15 protein-coding genes and 1 riboswitch are annotated in these 18,579 nt (G+C 35.0%); of the genes, 7 read left to right on the top strand and 8 right to left on the bottom strand.

Annotation, left to right across the window (positions count from 1 at the left end; translation table 11 throughout):
* The first annotated feature begins 271 nt into the window (after positions 1-271).
* From NKR20_RS00955 to fumC, 4 genes are all read left to right on the top strand, one after another.
* Positions 272-1,465 (top strand): ornithine--oxo-acid transaminase, encoded by a 1,194-nt coding sequence (locus NKR20_RS00955; RefSeq protein ID WP_121213645.1) that lies wholly within the window; start codon positions 272-274, stop codon positions 1,463-1,465.
* Between the two features lie 114 nt (positions 1,466-1,579).
* The gene (locus NKR20_RS00950) at positions 1,580-2,128 is read left to right on the top strand and encodes an SLOG family protein (RefSeq protein ID WP_253422854.1); all 549 of its coding nucleotides are present in this window, start codon (positions 1,580-1,582) and stop codon (positions 2,126-2,128) included.
* 73 nt (positions 2,129-2,201) lie between these two features.
* Positions 2,202-2,513 (top strand): hypothetical protein, encoded by a 312-nt coding sequence (locus tag NKR20_RS00945; protein WP_121213647.1) that lies wholly within the window; start codon positions 2,202-2,204, stop codon positions 2,511-2,513.
* A 302-nt stretch (positions 2,514-2,815) separates the two neighbouring features.
* On the top strand, positions 2,816-4,207 hold the full coding sequence (gene fumC / locus NKR20_RS00940) for a class II fumarate hydratase (protein WP_253422851.1): 1,392 nt from the start codon (positions 2,816-2,818) through the stop codon (positions 4,205-4,207).
* A 41-nt stretch (positions 4,208-4,248) separates the two neighbouring features.
* Here the strand turns inward: fumC and NKR20_RS00935 are convergent, their stop codons facing one another.
* The gene (locus tag NKR20_RS00935; RefSeq protein WP_253422848.1) at positions 4,249-6,435 is read right to left on the bottom strand and encodes a YhgE/Pip domain-containing protein; all 2,187 of its coding nucleotides are present in this window, start codon (positions 6,433-6,435) and stop codon (positions 4,249-4,251) included.
* Positions 6,436-6,650: 215 nt separating this feature from the next.
* Positions 6,651-7,232: a TetR/AcrR family transcriptional regulator gene (locus NKR20_RS00930; protein ID WP_253422846.1), complete on the bottom strand. Its 582-nt coding sequence runs from the start codon at positions 7,230-7,232 to the stop codon at positions 6,651-6,653.
* A gap of 130 nt (positions 7,233-7,362) precedes the next feature.
* Here NKR20_RS00930 and NKR20_RS00925 point away from each other — a divergent pair, with 130 nt between their 5' ends.
* On the top strand, positions 7,363-8,316 hold the full coding sequence (locus NKR20_RS00925) for a carbohydrate kinase family protein (protein ID WP_253422844.1): 954 nt from the start codon (positions 7,363-7,365) through the stop codon (positions 8,314-8,316).
* A 469-nt stretch (positions 8,317-8,785) separates the two neighbouring features.
* On the opposite strand, the gene NKR20_RS00920 is transcribed toward NKR20_RS00925, so the two are convergent.
* From NKR20_RS00920 to NKR20_RS00905, 4 genes are all read right to left on the bottom strand, one after another.
* On the bottom strand, positions 8,786-10,114 hold the full coding sequence (locus tag NKR20_RS00920) for a nucleobase:cation symporter-2 family protein (RefSeq protein WP_121213652.1): 1,329 nt from the start codon (positions 10,112-10,114) through the stop codon (positions 8,786-8,788).
* Positions 10,115-10,146: 32 nt separating this feature from the next.
* On the bottom strand, positions 10,147-10,719 hold the full coding sequence (locus NKR20_RS00915; RefSeq protein ID WP_121213653.1) for a xanthine phosphoribosyltransferase: 573 nt from the start codon (positions 10,717-10,719) through the stop codon (positions 10,147-10,149).
* A gap of 139 nt (positions 10,720-10,858) precedes the next feature.
* Positions 10,859-10,960: riboswitch (purine riboswitch) on the bottom strand.
* A 132-nt stretch (positions 10,961-11,092) separates the two neighbouring features.
* A complete protein-coding gene (locus tag NKR20_RS00910; RefSeq protein ID WP_253422842.1) occupies positions 11,093-11,773 on the bottom strand; it encodes a hypothetical protein in 681 nt (226 codons plus the stop codon).
* A 136-nt stretch (positions 11,774-11,909) separates the two neighbouring features.
* Positions 11,910-13,358, bottom strand: coding sequence for an amino acid permease (locus tag NKR20_RS00905; protein WP_253422840.1), 1,449 nt, complete (start codon positions 13,356-13,358; stop codon positions 11,910-11,912).
* A gap of 199 nt (positions 13,359-13,557) precedes the next feature.
* Between NKR20_RS00905 and NKR20_RS00900 the strand changes: the two genes are divergently transcribed.
* Together NKR20_RS00900 and NKR20_RS00895 are read left to right on the top strand one after the other, a co-directional pair.
* Positions 13,558-14,769 (top strand): CynX/NimT family MFS transporter, encoded by a 1,212-nt coding sequence (locus tag NKR20_RS00900; protein ID WP_253422838.1) that lies wholly within the window; start codon positions 13,558-13,560, stop codon positions 14,767-14,769.
* 67 nt (positions 14,770-14,836) lie between these two features.
* Positions 14,837-15,394: a restriction endonuclease gene (locus NKR20_RS00895; RefSeq protein WP_121213656.1), complete on the top strand. Its 558-nt coding sequence runs from the start codon at positions 14,837-14,839 to the stop codon at positions 15,392-15,394.
* A 33-nt stretch (positions 15,395-15,427) separates the two neighbouring features.
* Here NKR20_RS00895 and NKR20_RS00890 read toward each other — a convergent pair whose 3' ends face one another.
* Positions 15,428-16,474 carry a nitric oxide synthase oxygenase gene (locus NKR20_RS00890; RefSeq protein ID WP_253422834.1) on the bottom strand — a complete coding sequence of 349 codons (1,047 nt, stop codon included), beginning with the start codon at positions 16,472-16,474 and terminating at the stop codon, positions 15,428-15,430.
* A 161-nt stretch (positions 16,475-16,635) separates the two neighbouring features.
* Positions 16,636-18,489 (bottom strand): SLC13 family permease, encoded by a 1,854-nt coding sequence (locus NKR20_RS00885; protein ID WP_253422831.1) that lies wholly within the window; start codon positions 18,487-18,489, stop codon positions 16,636-16,638.
* Positions 18,490-18,579: the final 90 nt, after the last annotated feature.

Below are 18,579 nucleotides of genomic sequence, written 5' to 3'. Positions count from 1 at the left end.
CTATCATACAGCAAAATAATTTTGCGAAAAGTCCAATCTTTAATTTTTTTGCGCAAAATTATTTTGCAAACGACACACTATTATTCAATTCTATTGCATTTAATAGTTGGCATGAAATTTGCTTATATAAAGTGTAAAGGATTGCATATTTAAGACAATTCTATAATTTGCGATTGATGGGGTATTATTAAGTTAATAAAAGATTTCTGTTAATCAGCAATGTCGAAAGCGGCAATGAAATTTAACGTTCACATAATAAGGAGGAAATTAAATGACTACAAAATCAAAACAAGTAATTGAGTTAACTGAAAACCTTGGTGCACACAACTATCACCCACTTCCAATTGTTATTTCTGAAGCGGAAGGTGTATGGGTAAAGGATCCAGAAGGCAATAAATATATGGATATGCTTTCTGCTTATTCAGCACTAAATCAAGGTCACCGTCATCCAAAAATTATTCAAGCATTAATTGATCAAGCAAACCGTGTTACTTTAACTTCACGTGCTTTCCACAATGATCAACTTGGTCCTTGGTATGAAAAATTAACAAAATTGACTGGTAAAAACATGGTATTACCGATGAACACAGGTGCAGAAGCTGTTGAATCTGCTATCAAAGTTGCTCGTCGTTGGGCATATGAAGTAAAAGGTGTTGAAGATAACAAAGCTGAAATTATCGGCTGTAACGGTAACTTCCATGGCCGTACAATGGGTGCTGTTTCCCTTTCATCTGAAAAAGAATACCAACGCGGATTTGGACCAATGTTACCAGGATTTAAACTAATTCCTTATGGAGACATTGAAGCACTTAAAGCAGCTATTACGCCAAATACTGCTGCATTCATACTTGAACCAATCCAAGGTGAAGCTGGAATTGTTATGCCACCAGAAGGCTTCTTAAAAGCTGCAGAACAAATTTGTAAAGAAAATAATGTTTTATTCATTACAGACGAGATTCAAACAGGTCTAGCACGTACTGGTAAAATGTTCGCTCACCAATGGGAAGAAGTAACACCTGACATCATTATTCTTGGTAAAGCATTAGGTGGCGGTGTATTCCCAATTTCAGCTGTTGTAGCAAATAACGATATTCTTGGTGTACTAAACCCAGGTTCTCATGGTTCAACTTTTGGTGGTAACCCACTAGCTTGTGCGGTTTCTTTAGCTTCTTTAGAAGTACTTGAAGAAGAAAACTTAACTGAAAGATCCCTTGAACTCGGAAACTACTTCCAAGAACAATTACGTACAATCAACCACCCTTCTATCAAAGAAGTTCGTGGTCGTGGATTATTTATCGGTGTGGAATTAAACGAACCAGCACGTAAATATTGTGAAGAATTAAAGGAATTAGGATTATTGTGTAAAGAAACACATGACTTCGTAATTCGTTTCGCTCCTCCATTAATCATTTCTAAAGAAGATATCGATTGGGCATTAGAGCGAATCCGAAAAGTATTTGCTTAAAATCGTGTACCCGGTACACAAACAATTCTGACAATTATATACAATTTAAGGAAGCGTTCGATTTGTTTCGGATGCTTCCTTTTTTACGTTATGATAAGGCTTGAGGTGAAAGGTATGAAAACAATTTATTTAACAGGATATAGACCCCACGAGCTAGGGATTTTTAATGACAAACATCCAGGAATACCCATTATTAAAAAGGCCATTGAAAACCAGCTACGCATTTTATTAGATGATGGACTTGAATGGGTAGTAATTAGTGGTCAACAAGGTGTAGAAACTTGGGCAGCTGAAGTCATAATCGAACTAAAACAGGAATATAATATAAAATACTCCATTATTACCCCATTTTTAGACCAAGAGAAAAACTGGAATGAAATTAAACAATTAAAATACCAATCCATCGTTGCACAAGCTGATTTTGTCACAAGCGTTTCAAAGCGACCTTATGAAGCAACTTGGCAGTTTATCGAAAAGGATAAATTTATTATTCAAAACACAGATGCCCTACTTCTTATATATGACGAAGACAATGAGGCATCACCAAAATACGTAAAAAAGTTAGCTCAACGCTTTTGTGAAACACATTCTTATGAAATCATTGAGATTAATGCATACGACCTCCAAATGGTTGCAGAAGAGATGCAGCAACAAGATTGGTAAATTCCAGATTAAATTTTCTGACTTTTTTGCATTTTGTTGGTATAATATTTTTATAGATAAAGGAGATGATTTTATGCCACAACTAAGAATTGTTAATGAGACTACCCCAGTTAATGTATCGCATGATACGTATCGAAGAGAATGTCGTTATACACGAGGAATCCATATTCCCCATGAAGATTTTGTGGATATTCTAGATAACATGTGTCATGATACGAGGCTGTATTTCGATTTCCATAATCCTGGGAAAAAAATTGAGCCTGGTGCATATTTAAACGGTCATTCTAGTTTGGGTAGGTCTATTGCAAACTACTATCAAAATCGGAAAAACATGAATGTGAATGGTATTTATAACGGTAAAGACTTTTACGTTAAAATAATTTAATACTTTAGAGGTGACATATAAGGTGAATACCAACTAAAACACCGCCTGTTTCGTTAAGCAAAAGCAGCTTATCAAACAAGCGGTGTTTAATTTTTTACGTAAAAACAAAAAATCCCATTTTCCGTTTGACAAAATAAGTGATAATGATTATCATTATCGTATAACCTCTTCATTCGAGAGAACCCCTCAGATTCTCGAATAAATTTCTCTAAACGTGGCAAATCTATAATAGATTTGCCACTTATATTATAAATTCTATATTAATATCTCGCTTACATACACTATACAAAGGAGTAGATAAAATGGATTATCGTATTGAAAAAGACACTTTAGGTGAAGTACGAGTACCAGCGGATAAAATTTGGGGCGCCCAAACACAAAGAAGTAAAGAAAACTTCCAAATTGGGGAAGAAAAAATGCCTTATGAAATCATCCGCGCATTTGCAATCTTAAAAAAAGCAGCAGCCATTACAAACAAGAAATTAGGTAAACTTGCTGAAGTTAAGGCAGATGCGATTGTAGCTGCAGCAGATGAAATTTTAGAAGGTAAATGGGATGAGCACTTCCCTCTTGTTGTATGGCAAACAGGAAGTGGTACACAATCCAACATGAATGTAAACGAGGTAATTGCTAACCGTGCAAATCAATTACTAGAGGCACAAGGTGTAAGTGATAGAGTTCATCCAAATGATGATGTAAATAAATCTCAAAGTTCTAACGATACATTCCCTACTGCCTTACATATTGCAGCAGTTGAAATCGTTGAGAATTATTTAATGCCAAGACTAGAATTATTAAAAACAACATTAAAGGAAAAATCAGAGAAGTTTAACGACATTATTAAAATCGGTCGTACCCATTTACAAGATGCTACACCATTAACTTTAGGTCAAGAAATTAGTGGTTGGCACCATATGCTTGTAAAAAGTGAAAAAATGATTAAGGTGAACACAGAATTCCTTAAAGATCTTGCTATTGGTGGTACTGCTGTAGGTACTGGTATCAATGCTCACCCTAAATTTGGGGAAATGGTAGCTGAGGAAATCAGTTCATTAACAGGTAAGAACTTTGCTTCTTCCGAAAATAAATTCCATGCGTTAACTAGTCATGATGAAATCGTTTCTGCACACGGAGCATTAAAAGCATTAGCCGTAGACCTAATGAAAATTGCTAATGATGTTCGTTGGCTAGCAAGTGGTCCTCGTAGTGGTATTGGGGAGATTACAATTCCAGAAAATGAGCCAGGAAGTTCAATCATGCCTGGTAAAGTAAACCCAACTCAAAGTGAAGCAATGACAATGGTTGTTACACAAGTTGTTGGTAATGACGCTACGATTGCTTTTGCTGCATCGCAAGGTAACTTTGAACTAAATGTTTTCAAACCTGTTATAATTTATAACTTCTTACAATCTGCTCGTTTATTAGCAGATGCAATGAAATCATTTAATGATAATTGCGCAATTGGTATTGAACCAAACATGGAAGTGCTTGAGAAAAACTTAGAAAATTCTTTAATGCTAGTAACAGCATTAAACCCATATATCGGTTATGAAAATGCTGCGAAAATCGCGAAAAAGGCTCATAAAGAAGGTTCTACTTTAAAAGAAGCAGCTATCTCTCTTGGTCTTTTAACAGAAGAACAATTCACTGAATATGTAGATCCAAAGAAAATGATTTATCCAAATGCAGAGTAAATAGAAAAAAGATTCGCAAAGCAATGCTTTGCGAATCTTTTTTATGCTTGTTCAGCTTGTTTTGAATATCGTTTGTTAAATACTAAAGCAAAATATCCTAAAGTTAACACTAGACAAGCAACAAGATATATACCTAAAATTGACCAGTTATACATTAAGAATGAAGTATCACCAGTTGAAATAGCTGATTTAAATGCTTGTACTGAGAATGTCATTGGTAAGAACACATTAAAGATGTGTAATTGACTTGGTACAAGCTCAATTGGGAACGTACCAGCACTTGTAGTTAATTGTAAGATTAAAATTAGGATTGCTACGAAACGACCTGGGTCTCCCATAATAGATACAAGCAATTGAATTAAAGCTAAAAATACAAAGCTTGTGATAAATGATGTACCCATAAACAATAGTAAATTATCTACTTCTAAACCTAACCAATTAATCACAACAAACGCTGTAATACCTGATTGAATAATACCAATTACAGCTAATACAGATACTTTACTTAAGAACCATTTAAATCCACTTGTTGGGCGAATAGCTGGTTCCACTAATGGGAAGACAATTGACACTAATAATGCACCAACAAATAACCCTAATGAAATGAAGTATGGAGCAAATCCAGAACCATAGTTTGGAACATGGTTAACGGACGATTTCTCTACTTCAACCGGTTGCGCTAACATATCATAGTTGTCATCAGAAACATTCATATCAACTTTTCCACTAGCATCTGTTAATTTACTTGCTAAAGCAGATGTCCCATCAGATAATTCTTTAGAACCTTCTACTAATGTTGTTGTACCTTGTGCAAGCTCATTTGATTTCTCTGATAATAGAGATGTACCATCTGATAATTTAGTAGTACCATTCACTAATTGATTTAGACCATCTGATAACGAATTTGCACCATTTGCAGCACTATTTGTACCTGCTGCTACCTTTTGAATACCAGCTGCTAATTGTTCATTACCACTCGCTAAATCTGAAGCTCCTTTTACTAAAGCAGCAGAGTTATTTTTTAATTGATTAATACCAGCAGCAATTTCAAGCTGACCATTGTTTAAATCTGATGCACCTTTTGATAAAGCTGCAATATTATCATCAATTCCTGCTGTCCCTTCCGCTAATTGCGATAACCCTCCACTTACTTGTGCACTGCCTGTTTGAAGTTCAACTAACGATTTTTCAATTTGTTGTTTACTTTCTTCAGGTAAATTAGCTAGCACTGGTTGAAGAGCAGCTGATAATTGATCTAAGCCTGCTGTAACACTTTGTGATCCATTTTTTAGGGATGCGATATTATCATCAAGACCAGCTGTACCTTGAGCTAACTTCTCTAAATTAGTAGCTAAATTCTCGCCTCCAGCTGTAACCTGTTGTTGTCCTTCAGCTATGCTAGCTACGCCATTAGTATAATCTGTTATACCTTGTTTCAATTGAGTAGCCCCATCTTTTGCTGCATTTGCACCTTCTGATAATGGAGCCATACCATTTTGTAATTGTTTAAGACCATCAGATAATTGGTTCGCACCGTCATTTGCTGATTGCGTACCTTCTTGTAATGACTTAGAGCCATCAGAAAGCTCAATTGTACTTGCTGCAAGCTGTTCTAAATAACCATGTACATCTTCAACACCAGATGTAATTTTTTGAGCACCATCATCAATCTTTGTTGCTCCATCTGCTGCCTCCGTTACTCCATCACCTAATTTAGTAATAGAAGCAAATAATTTTTCTCCATAGGTTTTTGATACTTGTTTATTGACCTCTGCTTTAATGCGCTCCATTGCTGTATCACCGATTTGAGCACTTAAAAAGTTGTAACCTTCATTTGGAACATATTCAATTGTTAACTTTTCAGGCTTTTCATCAAGTAATGTTGTTGCATGTTGTGAGAAGTTTTCAGGAATTTTAATTAACATATAATAATCTTGTTTCTTTAATTTCTTTTCAGCTTTATCTGCATCAACTTCTTGGAAATCAAACTGTGCACTGTCTATGAGATTCTCTGTCAGTGTATCACCAAGATTAAGTTCTTCCCCTTCCAATACAGCTCCTTTGTCCTCATTTACAATGGCTACTGGAATGCTATCAAGATTAGCATAAGGATCCCAGAATGCCCATAAGAACATACCACTATATAAAACAGGAATGAATAGAATCGCAATGATTGGAATAAGCATTTTTCTCGTTTTAAAAATTTTCAACCATTCTGCTTTTAACAAATTATCATCTCCTAAATACTATGTGACCATTTTTGTCATTCGGTCATTTTACTGTATAAAAAGTCTATGCATGAAGGTTGCTCTGCACAGTCCTTTTAAATACTTATAAAATAAATGTTAAAAATTATTGCTCCTGCGGTGGTTACACCATCCTTGTCGCAATTTATCTGTGACAAAAGCGATGCGTCAGTCACAAATGAAGCACCTCAGAATAACTATTCAGATGCCCCATTTGCAATCCCTCTAAAGATTGTTTCTTTAAAAAGCTCTAATATTTCTTCTTCATGAAGAGCTTCTTCATGAGTTAATTGCCAATCTACAATCATTGCTAGATACGATTTCAACAATAGAAATGCAACAAGGTCTGGATTACATGGTCGAACTTCATTTTTTTCAATTCCTAAACGAAGGCGGTCCGCTAAAAACGTAACAATTTCCTCTTCAATTTTCACTAACATTTGTTTGACAGCTGGGGTTTGTATCGCTTTTTCTTCCTCAATCAGTTTGGCAAACAGTAAATGTTGCTCACGGAATTGAAGCATCTTCATTAATCCATTGTGTGCATTTTCGATAAAACTTGCATTTGGCGATAACGTTTGTTCTGCCTCTGCCTTCATGTCACGAATCATTGAAATTACTACTTCTTGCAATAGCTCTTCTTTATTCGTAAAGAAATTATATATCGTCCCTTTTCCTACATTTGCTAATTTTGCAACTTGTTCCATTGTTGTTGCTTTATAGCCAAACATTGAGAAAGATTTTGTAGCACCTTGTAATATTACCTGTCTGCGATCCACTAACATCCCCCCTATCAAAAATGACTGAAATACAGAATCGGTCAACAAGTCATTATTATACACATATTTTTATAAAATGCAATCATATATAATGACATTAATAAAAATATTTGGGTGAAAGGAAAAATACATGATGACACATTCAATTTTATGCGTTGGTGAATTATTAATAGATTTTTTCTGTACTGAACGAAATGTTAATCTTCAACAAGGCCAAAATTTTATTAAACATGCTGGTGGTGCTCCTGCCAATGTTTGTGCTGCTATTGCTAAATTAGGTGGACATGCTTACTTTTTAGGGAAAGTAGGAGCAGATCCATTTGGTGAATTTCTTGAAAACACGTTAAACACGATGGATGTTCATACGAATTTTTTATTCAAAGATAGACATTACCCTACTACCTTAGCATTCGTTTCTCTACAAGAAAACGGACAAAGGGACTTTATTTTTAATCGGGGAGCGGATGCACATTTGAGGATGGATGAAATCTCAATTGATTTATTAGATTCCTTCAATATCATGCATTTTGGTTCTGCTACCGCCCTTCTACCTGGACCATTACAGCAAACATATTTTGAATTACTTGCATTAGCCAAAAGAAACAATAGCTTTATTTCCTTTGATCCAAATTTCAGAAGCGATTTATGGAACGGACAAGAAGAGACGTTTATAGATCTATCTTTTAATTGCATCGCAAAAAGTGACTTTATTAAATTAAGTGATGAAGAGTTGATTATTATTACGGGTGAACAAGATATACAAAAAGCAGTGTCTTCTCTCCATTTGTTAGGTGCTCGTTATGTTGCTGTGACTTTAGGTGAAAAAGGAACCTATTTCTCAGATAATAAGAAGTCATTAGTAGTCCCTTCCATTCCAATTAAGGCTGTAGATACAACTGGAGCTGGTGATGCATTTGTCGGTGCGGTTTTGTATCAGTTAAGTAAAATTAAGTCTTTGCATAAATTATCTTTTGAAGATTGGTTGCAGATTATTACATTTGGCAATAAGGTAGGAGCAATTGTTTGTGAGAAAATTGGAGCAATGGAGGCACTGCCAGATTTGGAGAAAGTGGAATCAAGATAATAATTTGTATTTGTTTGAATGCAGATTTATCGTGAACTTCATGGGATTTTTGCCTTCATTGGGGTATGAATACAGTTTCTCCTCGAAATTTATGTATTTTTTGTCTTCATCGAGGTTATGAATTCAAATTCTGCTCAAAATTCATGGGATTTTTGTCTTCATCAGGGTTATGAATACAGTTTTTGCTCAAATTTCATGTGATTTTTGTCTTAATCAGGGTTATGAATGCAGGTTCTCCTCATTATTTATAAGATTTTTGTCTTCATCGAGGTTATGAATACATTATCATAACGAAATTCATGGGATTTTTGTTTTCATTCAGATGATGAACGCAAATTCTGCTCAAAATTCATGATGTTTTTGTCTTCATCAGAATTTTTGCACGAAGAATTTTGAAATTTTTTAACCAAAACAAAAAGGTGTTTCTAACTCTCAAAAGAAAGTTTAGAAACACCTAATTAATATTTTTTTATTTTACTTCCGCAACTTTAGCAACGTCCACTGCTTCTTTCGCTTCTGTATACATTGGGTCTACTTTTTTCGAACCAATCATATTAAACACAATGTTTAATACGATTGCTGTAACCGAACCACAAACAATTCCGTTAGAAGTTAAGATTGAAATTCCTTCTGGTAACACTGCAAAGATATCTGGAACAAATACAACACCTGCGCCAAGTCCTACTGCAATTGCTGCTACCATTGCATTTTCTGGTGAAAGAGAAATTTCTGGAGCTAACATTGTAATACCTTGTGTTACAACCATACCAAACATCGCTAACATTGCTCCACCAAGAACCGCTGTTGGAATAATTGTCGTTAATGCTGCTACTTTTGGTAAGAACCCAAGTGCTACTAACATAATCCCTGTAATAAAGATAACTTTACGCTCTTTAACACCTGTCATTTTTAATAAACCAACATTTTGAGAGAATGTTGTGTATGGGAATGCGTTAAAAATACCACCAATAATTGAAGCTAAACCTTCTGAACGGTAACCACGAGCTAAATCTTTTGATTCTAATTTTTGTTTTGTAATATCACTTAGTGCAAAGTAAACGCCAGATGATTCTACTAAAGATACCATCGCTACTAACGTCATTGTAATAATCGCACCAATATCAAAAGTTGGCATTCCAAAATAGAAAGGTTGAACCATATGGAACCATGATGCATCTGTTACTGGTGAGAAATCTACTTTCCCCATAAATGCAGCAATAACTGTACTAATTACTAAACCTAATAAAATTGAAATCGCACGAGTAAAACCTGTTGTGAAACGATAGATTAATAGAATAATGACTAAAGTCGTCATAGCTAAAGCAATGTTTGATGCTGAGCCGAAATCTTCAGCACCTTGTCCGCCACCCATGTTGTTAATCGCAACTGGAATTAAAGAAATCCCGATAATTGTTACTACTGAACCCGTAACAACTGGTGGGAAGAATTTTACTAATTTCCCGAAGAAACCTGAGATTAATACAACAATGATCCCTGAAGCAATAACTGCTCCGTAAATTGCACCAATTCCTTTATCTGTACCAATCGCGATAATAGGAAATACTGCAGTAAATGTACATCCTAATACTACAGGTAAGCCAATTCCAAAAGCCTTACCTCTCATTACTTGAAGCAAAGTTGCAATACCACACATCATAATGTCAATCGCTACAAGATATGTCATTTGAGAAGAATCAAAACCTAACGCTCCCCCAATGATTAATGGTACTAAAATTGCACCTGCATACATAGCGAGTAAATGTTGAATACCAAGCGTCGTTGCTTTTGCGTTGTTCATTAGAACAGTTCCTCCTTAGGTTGGTTGATTAATTAATCAAAAAATTCTACTTGTCCATTTGCTAAAGTTTTAATATTTGCTAAAGATTCAACACGAATGCCTTGTTTACGTAGGTTTTGTCCACCTTGTTGGAAGCCTTTTTCGATGACAATTCCAACACCGATTACGTTAGCACCTGCTTGTTCAGCAATATCAAGCAAGCCTTTTACTGCTTCCCCGTTCGCTAAGAAATCATCAATGATTAAAACATTATCGTCTGGTGATAAAAAGTCTCTTGAAACAGAAATTTCATTTGTTTCATTTTTTGTGAATGAAAATACTTTTGAAGAATACACATTATTTGCTAAAGTTAAAGACTTTTTCTTACGAGCAAATACAACTGGTGCTCCAATGACTAAACCTAACATTGTTGCCGGTGCGATACCTGAAGATTCAATCGTTAAAACTTTTGTAATCACTTGATCTGAAAAGCGATTTGCAAATTCTTCCCCGATTTCTTTCATAAGTAATGGGTCAATTTGGTGGTTTAAAAATGTATCAACTTTTAATACTGTATCTGATAGCACTTTGCCTTCTTGTACTATTTTTTCCTTTAGCGATTTCATTGTTGTTAATCCTCTCCGTATAAGTTTTTGACAATAAAAAACTCGGAAAACTAATCCCTATGAGTGGGACAAGTCTTCCGAGTTAAAATTCGAAAGTGAATAGAAAACAAGCATTCTTCAATTATTGAAGAACATTCGTCATCTAAACATTGCCTCTCATAGTCAACTTATTTACGGTAAGTTGGTAGAAACTTGCGAGCCATATTCCCGCTATTATATGAGTGAAATTAATGTAATGTTTATGTTAAGAATGTCCTCATTATAAACACGAATAATGTCGAATGCAATAACCTTACAAATAATAAAACGATTCAAATTATTCGGAAATTAGTAGTAAATTAATCTAACGTAGACACGAACGTTCGGTTTTATCTCATAATAACTGTTCCAACGCGTTTTTAAATTCTGTAAAGGATGCGCCTTCTTTTCCGAAATAGCCCATACTTCGACATACTAAAATATTCACAACTTCTCCACTGTCCAACTGCATTTTAGCCACTACACCTTTAGATTCTAATTGTTGTACTGTTAACCCTTTTGAATCAAAATCGATTAATTGAGTCTCAAAATGCTCAAGAAATTGTTTCCAAGCTGTAGTACCTTGAACAATTAATAAACTAGGTGAAAATTCAACTAATACTTCTTTAAACACATCCAGACCTTGTTGGTAAAGTGGATCTTTTTGTTTTTTAAGATGCTTAAGCTGTTGCGGACAATCTATATAAAGGGAATTGATATAGGATAGGACGACATTTTCCTTTAAGTGTTCCTTTGCCCAAATAACAAAATTCAAACAACCTTTATACTCTCTAGAGGATGCTTTTATCTCATCGTAGTATAGTTCTTGGAAAGCGATAGAATCTACCAATGAATCAATATGTAATCTTATATCAAGAGGGTCAACAGAGATGTATGGTTCTGGTGTAGCACTAACTAAAAAGATTTTTGATTTATAAGGATTACCGTCCACTTTAAAAGGCTGAAACGCAACCTTACCTTGTTCGTTTAAAACCCACTTTTGAATTTTTCTATTAAATCCTGTTGATACAGTCATAATCTCGACATCCTTTTTTCATGTTTACATACCTTTATTATATTATCGAAACTTTAGATGGTTTTTTGTTCATATTTCAAGTTAAAAAAATCGACAAAATTTCAAAAAGCTTGAATTTTGTCGACTTCCCTTTAGTTTAATTATTTAAGTCACACTCTTCAAGTGGAACAACTTTTGTTTTATGTTTAATTTTATAGCCTAACCAAAGTGCTATAAATAATGGAATTCCGATATAAGAAACTGCAATTCCATACCAATCAAAAGATCCAATAAACGCACTATAATTTTGACCAACTATAACGATCAAACATACGATGAACGCAAATAATGGTCCAAATGGATAAAACGGCGCTTTATATGGAAGAAGTGAAGGATTCTTCCCTTGTAGCACAAACGCTTTCCTAAAACGATAGTGACTTATTGCAATTCCAACCCAAGCAATAAACCCAGATAAACCCGAAGCATTTAATAACCACATATATACTAATCCGTCACCAAAGAAGGATGATAAGAATGCTAAACATCCTACTGCTAATGTAGCTAGTAAAGCATATACAGGAATTCCACGCTTACTTAGTTTCGCAAAGATTTTTGGCGCTTTACCATCAACCGCTAATTGCCATAGCATACGTGAAGAAGCATATAATCCTGAATTCCCTGCAGAAAGCATTGCAGTTAAAATAATTGCGTTCATAACAGATGCAGCAAAGGCAATTCCTAATTTATCAAAAACTAATGTAAACGGAGAAACTGCAACATCTTCTGATAACAACCGTGGATCTGTGTAAGGAATTAATAATCCAATTGCGAGGATAGCCAAAATGTAAAATAATAAAATTCTCCAAAATACGGAGCGAACTGCTTTTGGGATATTTTTACCTGGATTATCTGTTTCCCCAGCTGTAATCCCTAACAATTCTGTTCCTTGGAATGAAAATCCTGCAGCTAAAAAGATACCAAAGATAGCTAAAAAGCCTCCATTAAATGGCGCATCTCCTGCAAAGAAGTTTTCAAAACCAATCGGGTCATTCCCACCTAAAATTCCGATAATCATTAAAAAAGATACAATAATAAAGATAATAACCGTTATGACCTTAATCATTGCGAACCAATATTCACCTTCACCATACGCTCTAACAGATAACAGATTAAATGTAAGTACTACTATAATAAACAATACTGTCCAAAGTGCTGATGAGCTATTCGGAAACCAGTATTTCATAATTAGTGTTACTGCTGAGATTTCAGCAGCAATCGTAATTGCCCAGTTATACCAATAATTCCAACCCATCGCAAATCCAAATGCTGGGTCAACGAATTTTGTTGCATATGTGCTAAAGGAACCTGACGTTGGCATGTAAGCAGCCATTTCCCCTAAACTTGTCATTAAAAAATACACCATTGCACCAATTAAAGCATAAGCAACTAATGCACCACCAGGACCTGCCTGAGCAATTGATGCTCCACTAGCTAAGAACAACCCTGTTCCAATTGTTCCTCCTAATGAAATCATGGTTATATGGCGACTTTTCAATCCCCTTTTCAGCTCTTGCTGCTGATGATTATTTTCTTCTGAGTTATTCATGATGTGATCTCCTTTTGTTGTTCACATAAATACAGTATGTCCAACTAATAAATGTACATTGATTGTGGATAAGTTGCAAATAGTAAGTTAAGCTAATTTTGTTCATTTGTTTTATTAGGGGATAAAGATGTATGATTTAATTTGGTCTTCTTCATCGTTCATTTGAAGGAGTAATTATAAAGATTTTGGAGGCATTATAGTGGCTACACTCAAACAAAACCAAAAAGACAGACCGAAGAAATCAACATCAACTATAGTGTTTGTTATTGCCATCATATTTTTTGCAATGACACTTCGAACGCCAATAACAGGAGTTGGTCCAATTATTGGTGATATTCGAGAAGGACTAGGTATTTCAAATGTCCTTGCAGGTTTTTTAACAACGATTCCGTTATTAGCATTTGCAATCGTTTCACCTTTTGTTCCAGGCATTTCACGTAAATTTGGGATGGAAAAGACATTATATTATTCTATCATCTTGCTTACTATCGGGATTGCATTACGCTCATTCGGTTCTATCTCTTTATTAATATTTGGTACTGCTCTAATAGGGATTGCAATTGCGTTTGGAAATGTACTAATGCAAGGCTTTTTCAAATTAAAATATCCATATCATATTGGTCTTTTAACAGGAATTTATACCGTTTCAATGAATGTTTCAGCTGGTGTGGCTTTAGGAATTAGTCATCCTATTGCAGCAAATCCAGCATTTGGTTGGCAAGGTGCTCTGGCCTCTTCAATTGTAATCACTTTAATTACTTTGATTGTGTGGATTCCACTTTTACGAGGAGAGAAAGTAGATTTAAGTTCTATAGGTAATTCTAATAGTAATGGAAGTGAGAAAAAACTTTGGCATTCCCCTTTAGCTTGGGCAATAGCAATTGCTATGGGATTCCAATCTTTATTATTCTATTGCTCAACAACATGGTTGCCGGAAATTTTAATTTCTCAAGGATTTACCGAATCAAGTGCAGGCTGGATGACTTCGATTATGCAGTATTCACAGCTTCCGATGACTTTTTTAATTCCGATACTTTCTGAGAAGCTAAAATCTCAACGATCCATCGTTTATTTCTTTACAGCGTGCTATATTATCGCTTTTATCGGTATTTACTTTAAGTGGACAGAATTAACTGCATTATGGATGATATTTTTAGGTCTTGCTGGAGGCGCATCTTTTGGTCTTGTGCTCATGTTCTTTACTCTACGAACAAAAACAGCCTATGAAGCCGCGCAAATTTCAGGTTTCGCTCAATCAGTTGGTTATTTACTTGCAGCAGTAGGACCCGTGTTATTTGGCTATTTACACGATGCAACACTAAGCTGGAATCTTCCAATTTTATTATTTATTGTTTCATCAATTATTCTATTTGTTGCATCTTTTATAAGTGCAAAAGAGCGTTATTTATAAATACAAACATATGTACCCTTTTTATGATACAATAGTATTATTATTGCATTAAAAGGGGTTAACGGTTTTGCGAAAGCGCAAAGAGAAAAAGAAAAAAAGAATAAAACTATTTCCATCACTCTTAATATTAGCCATCGTTGGATATGCGGGTTGGTATTATACTCATTCTACAAATGGTGCACTAACTACCATTATTGTCTTCGTTGTTCTCGTGATTTTTTTCAAAATTTGGCGTGGAACAAGAGGTTATGCTCGTCTAAGAAAAGCGGGTATTAAACAAATTGATGCGATGACCGGCGAAGAGTTCGAGCAATATTTAGGCATGCTCTTTAAAAAACGTGGATTTAAAGTATCCTATACAAAAACATCAGGAGATTACGGAGCTGATTTAATATTACAAGATCGCGAAGATACAATCGCGGTTCAAGCTAAACGTTATTCTGGTTCTGTTGGTGTCAAAGCGGTCCAAGAAATAATCGGAGCACTAAAAATGTATGATGCAACTCAAGCCTGGGTCGTAACAAATAGTTATTTTACAAGACAAGCAGAAAAATTAGCAGAATCCAACGATGTATACTTAATTGATCGTGATGAGTTAATTGAAATGATTCTGAAGAAAAGATAAGAGATGTGCTGGAAATTGGCACATCTCTTTTAATTAATAAGGATTCTTTTGATAAAAGTAATTAGGTTTTTTTATTATGTTCGCGATTGGCTTGTGAAAGATATGGGTAGTTGCAGGCGATACAGGTGGAATTAGCCATGTCCAATTCCCTGTCACTTGACGCTCCCTTTCGATCTCCTGTTCTTCAAACAATTTGAATTGCTGACTTGCTGTATGATGATCGACAATACTTACTCCATCTTCTTTAAAAGAATGAAGAACAGCAATATTCAACTCTACAAGAGCACGATCTTTCCATAAAGAACTATTGGTTTTTGTATCCAGTCCTAATATCTCTGCAACCTTTGGGAGCATGTTATAGCGATATTCATCTGCAAAATTCCGCGCACCGATTTCAGTTCCCATATACCATCCATTGAATGGTGCTGCATTGTACTGAATTCCCCCACAACTTAATTTCATATTTGATACAATTGGAACTGCATACCACTTTAATCTAAGTTCAGAAAAGGAGTCATATTCTGGATGGCGTATTGGAACTTCTAGAACATATTCATTTGGAATAGGGAACATCTTCGGTTCATTATTTCCAATTTGGATTACAATAGGCAAAATATCAAAAGGGGTTCCTTTTCCTTGCCAGCCTAATTTTTGACAAACCTTTGTAAACGCAATGGAGTCTGGATCGCCAATGATACCATTCTCCCCTTCATATCCAGCATATCGAATCAATTGGTAATTCCAAACACGAACATCATTTTCTCTAAATATTGTAATTGCCGGTCTGATTTTACCGTCATTCGTAGCATATTCAATATGTCGGAGTAGAGCTTGAAACATTTGTTCTTCTGTTTCTAATAGACGTTCATCAAACACTTTTAATGATTGCCAAAAAAGGCGTCCAATACATCGGTTACTATTACGCCAAGCAACTTTAGCACCAAAAATTAATTCATCCGTAGTAGGTATGTATTCGTTCATTAATTTAATTTCAGATAATCTATTTTCGTACCAATCATCGCTTAAACCCATTTCATTCTTATATTGAATTAAAAATTGCTCCGTCTCTTGTATATTCATTTCCCCGCCTCCGTTATCTTCATTTTGAAGTGATAAAATAGCGATGACAACAATATTCGACACATGAAAAAGATGTATTTTACATATATGACATAAAAACTTCAAATGTGGTGGAGCTAAATAATAAAGACAGTCTCCCAACGGAAACTGCCCATAGAAATTTAAAATGGATAAATTAATGGAATGGCTATCATCATAACAATAAACATAATGATTTGTAACGGGACTCCGACACGCACAAAGTCCATAAATTTATAGCCACCAGCTGTCAATACTAACGAGTTTGTTGGGGATGCGATTGGTGTGGCAAAGGCCATTCCCGCAGCAGCCGCAACAGCAATCATGAAAGTATGAGGACTAACATCCAATATTATTGCGGCATTCATGGCGATTGGTGCAAATAATACAGCTGTTGCCGTATTGCTAACAAACTGCCCAAAGATAATTGTAATTACATAAATCCCAATTAAAACGCCATAAGGACCATAACGACCAAGCATATCAATCATGCCATCTGAAATGATTGTCATTCCTCCAGTTTTCTGCAGTGCTGTTGCCATTGGAAGCATTGCTGCAACAAGAACGATACTTTCAAAATTTATCTTTTCATAGGCATCATCCATATTCCGTAAGCATCCGGTCATAATCATTAACACAGCACCAATCAACACTAAAATCACAGCATCTAATACTTCAAAAACCATACCCACAATCATTAACAGTAAGATAACGGCTGCAATCGGAGCTTTTCCTGTTGCAGCAGCCACCCCTGCATGTTCCTTAGGTTTTCCTACTACTACAACATCATGGGTTTCTCTAGATAATAATTCAATTTCCTCCCATGTCCCCTGCACTAAAATGGCGTCTCCAAACCGCAATTTTTTATTGGCCATATTTTGGAGTAAATAATCCCCTTTTTGATTGATCCCTAAAATATTCAAATTATATTTTTCACGAAAACCAATATTACTTACTGTTTCTCCAATTAAACGCGATTGTGGCGTTAATAAAACTTCTGCAACACCGATTTGTTTTGAAATCAAGTATCCTTTATCTTCAGTTTCAAATTCTCTTAATTCAAGTCCATAATCTTCAATAAACTTCATTACATCTTCTTTTTCACCTTGAACATAAAATTCATCTTTAGGATGAATGATACTTGAAGGACCTGCCATTTCTTGATAAGTCATCGGCATTAACTTTATTCCTTCATTTTGATGACGGTGAATCTTCATAATATAAATTTGATAAATTGCAGGTAACTTCAAATCAGAAAGTGGACGATCAATAATTTTTGAGTCTTCCGGAACATAAATTCGGAAAAGTCGATCGTTTAAATGATATTCCTTCACAATTTTCTTCGGCGATAACTTATATCCCGCATCATTATTGATTCTACTTTTTTCATTAGGCAATAACTTATTGCGAACAATGACCAAATAAATAATGACTGTTATTGTTGCAATAATCCCGATTGGTGTTATATCAAAAAACCCCAATTTTCCATAACCATTGTCCTCTAATGTTTGACTAACAATTAAGTTTGGTGGCGATGCAATTAACGTCATAAGCCCAGACATACTCGCAATATATGAAAGAGGTAATAAAAATTTAGATGGACTTACCTTAATACTCATCGCTACACTTACAACAATTGGTAACATCAAGGCAACTGTACCCGTATTACTCATAAATGCCCCTACAGTTGCAACGATGATTAGAAGTAGTACAAATAATTTTAATTCACTATCCCCTGACCATTTCAATAACAAATTGCCTGCCACTCCAGCTAATCCTGTTCTTAATAGACCTGCTCCTATAACAAAGAGACCTGCAATCATAATGACAACCGAATTAGAAAATCCGGCTAACGCTTCAACCGGAGTCAATATTCCACATACAACAAATGCAAGTAAAGCTGTAACAGCCACTAAATCTCCACGAACCTTATTTGTGGTAAACAATATAATTGTGATACCTAAAATAATAAAAGTTAATGTCAGTTCCAATTTCATTGATTCCTTTCAATGTATTTACTCTGGTTAACTGTCGGTATACTTCACGAATTGTTAATAAGACTAGCCATTATTTCAATAAGATTTAAC

The organism is Ureibacillus endophyticus (assembly GCF_024159215.1).
GTDB classification, from domain to species: domain Bacteria; phylum Bacillota; class Bacilli; order Bacillales_A; family Planococcaceae; genus Ureibacillus; species Ureibacillus endophyticus.
Note: the sequence above shows the minus strand (reverse complement) of the source record. Positions and strands in the feature narration are given on the sequence as shown.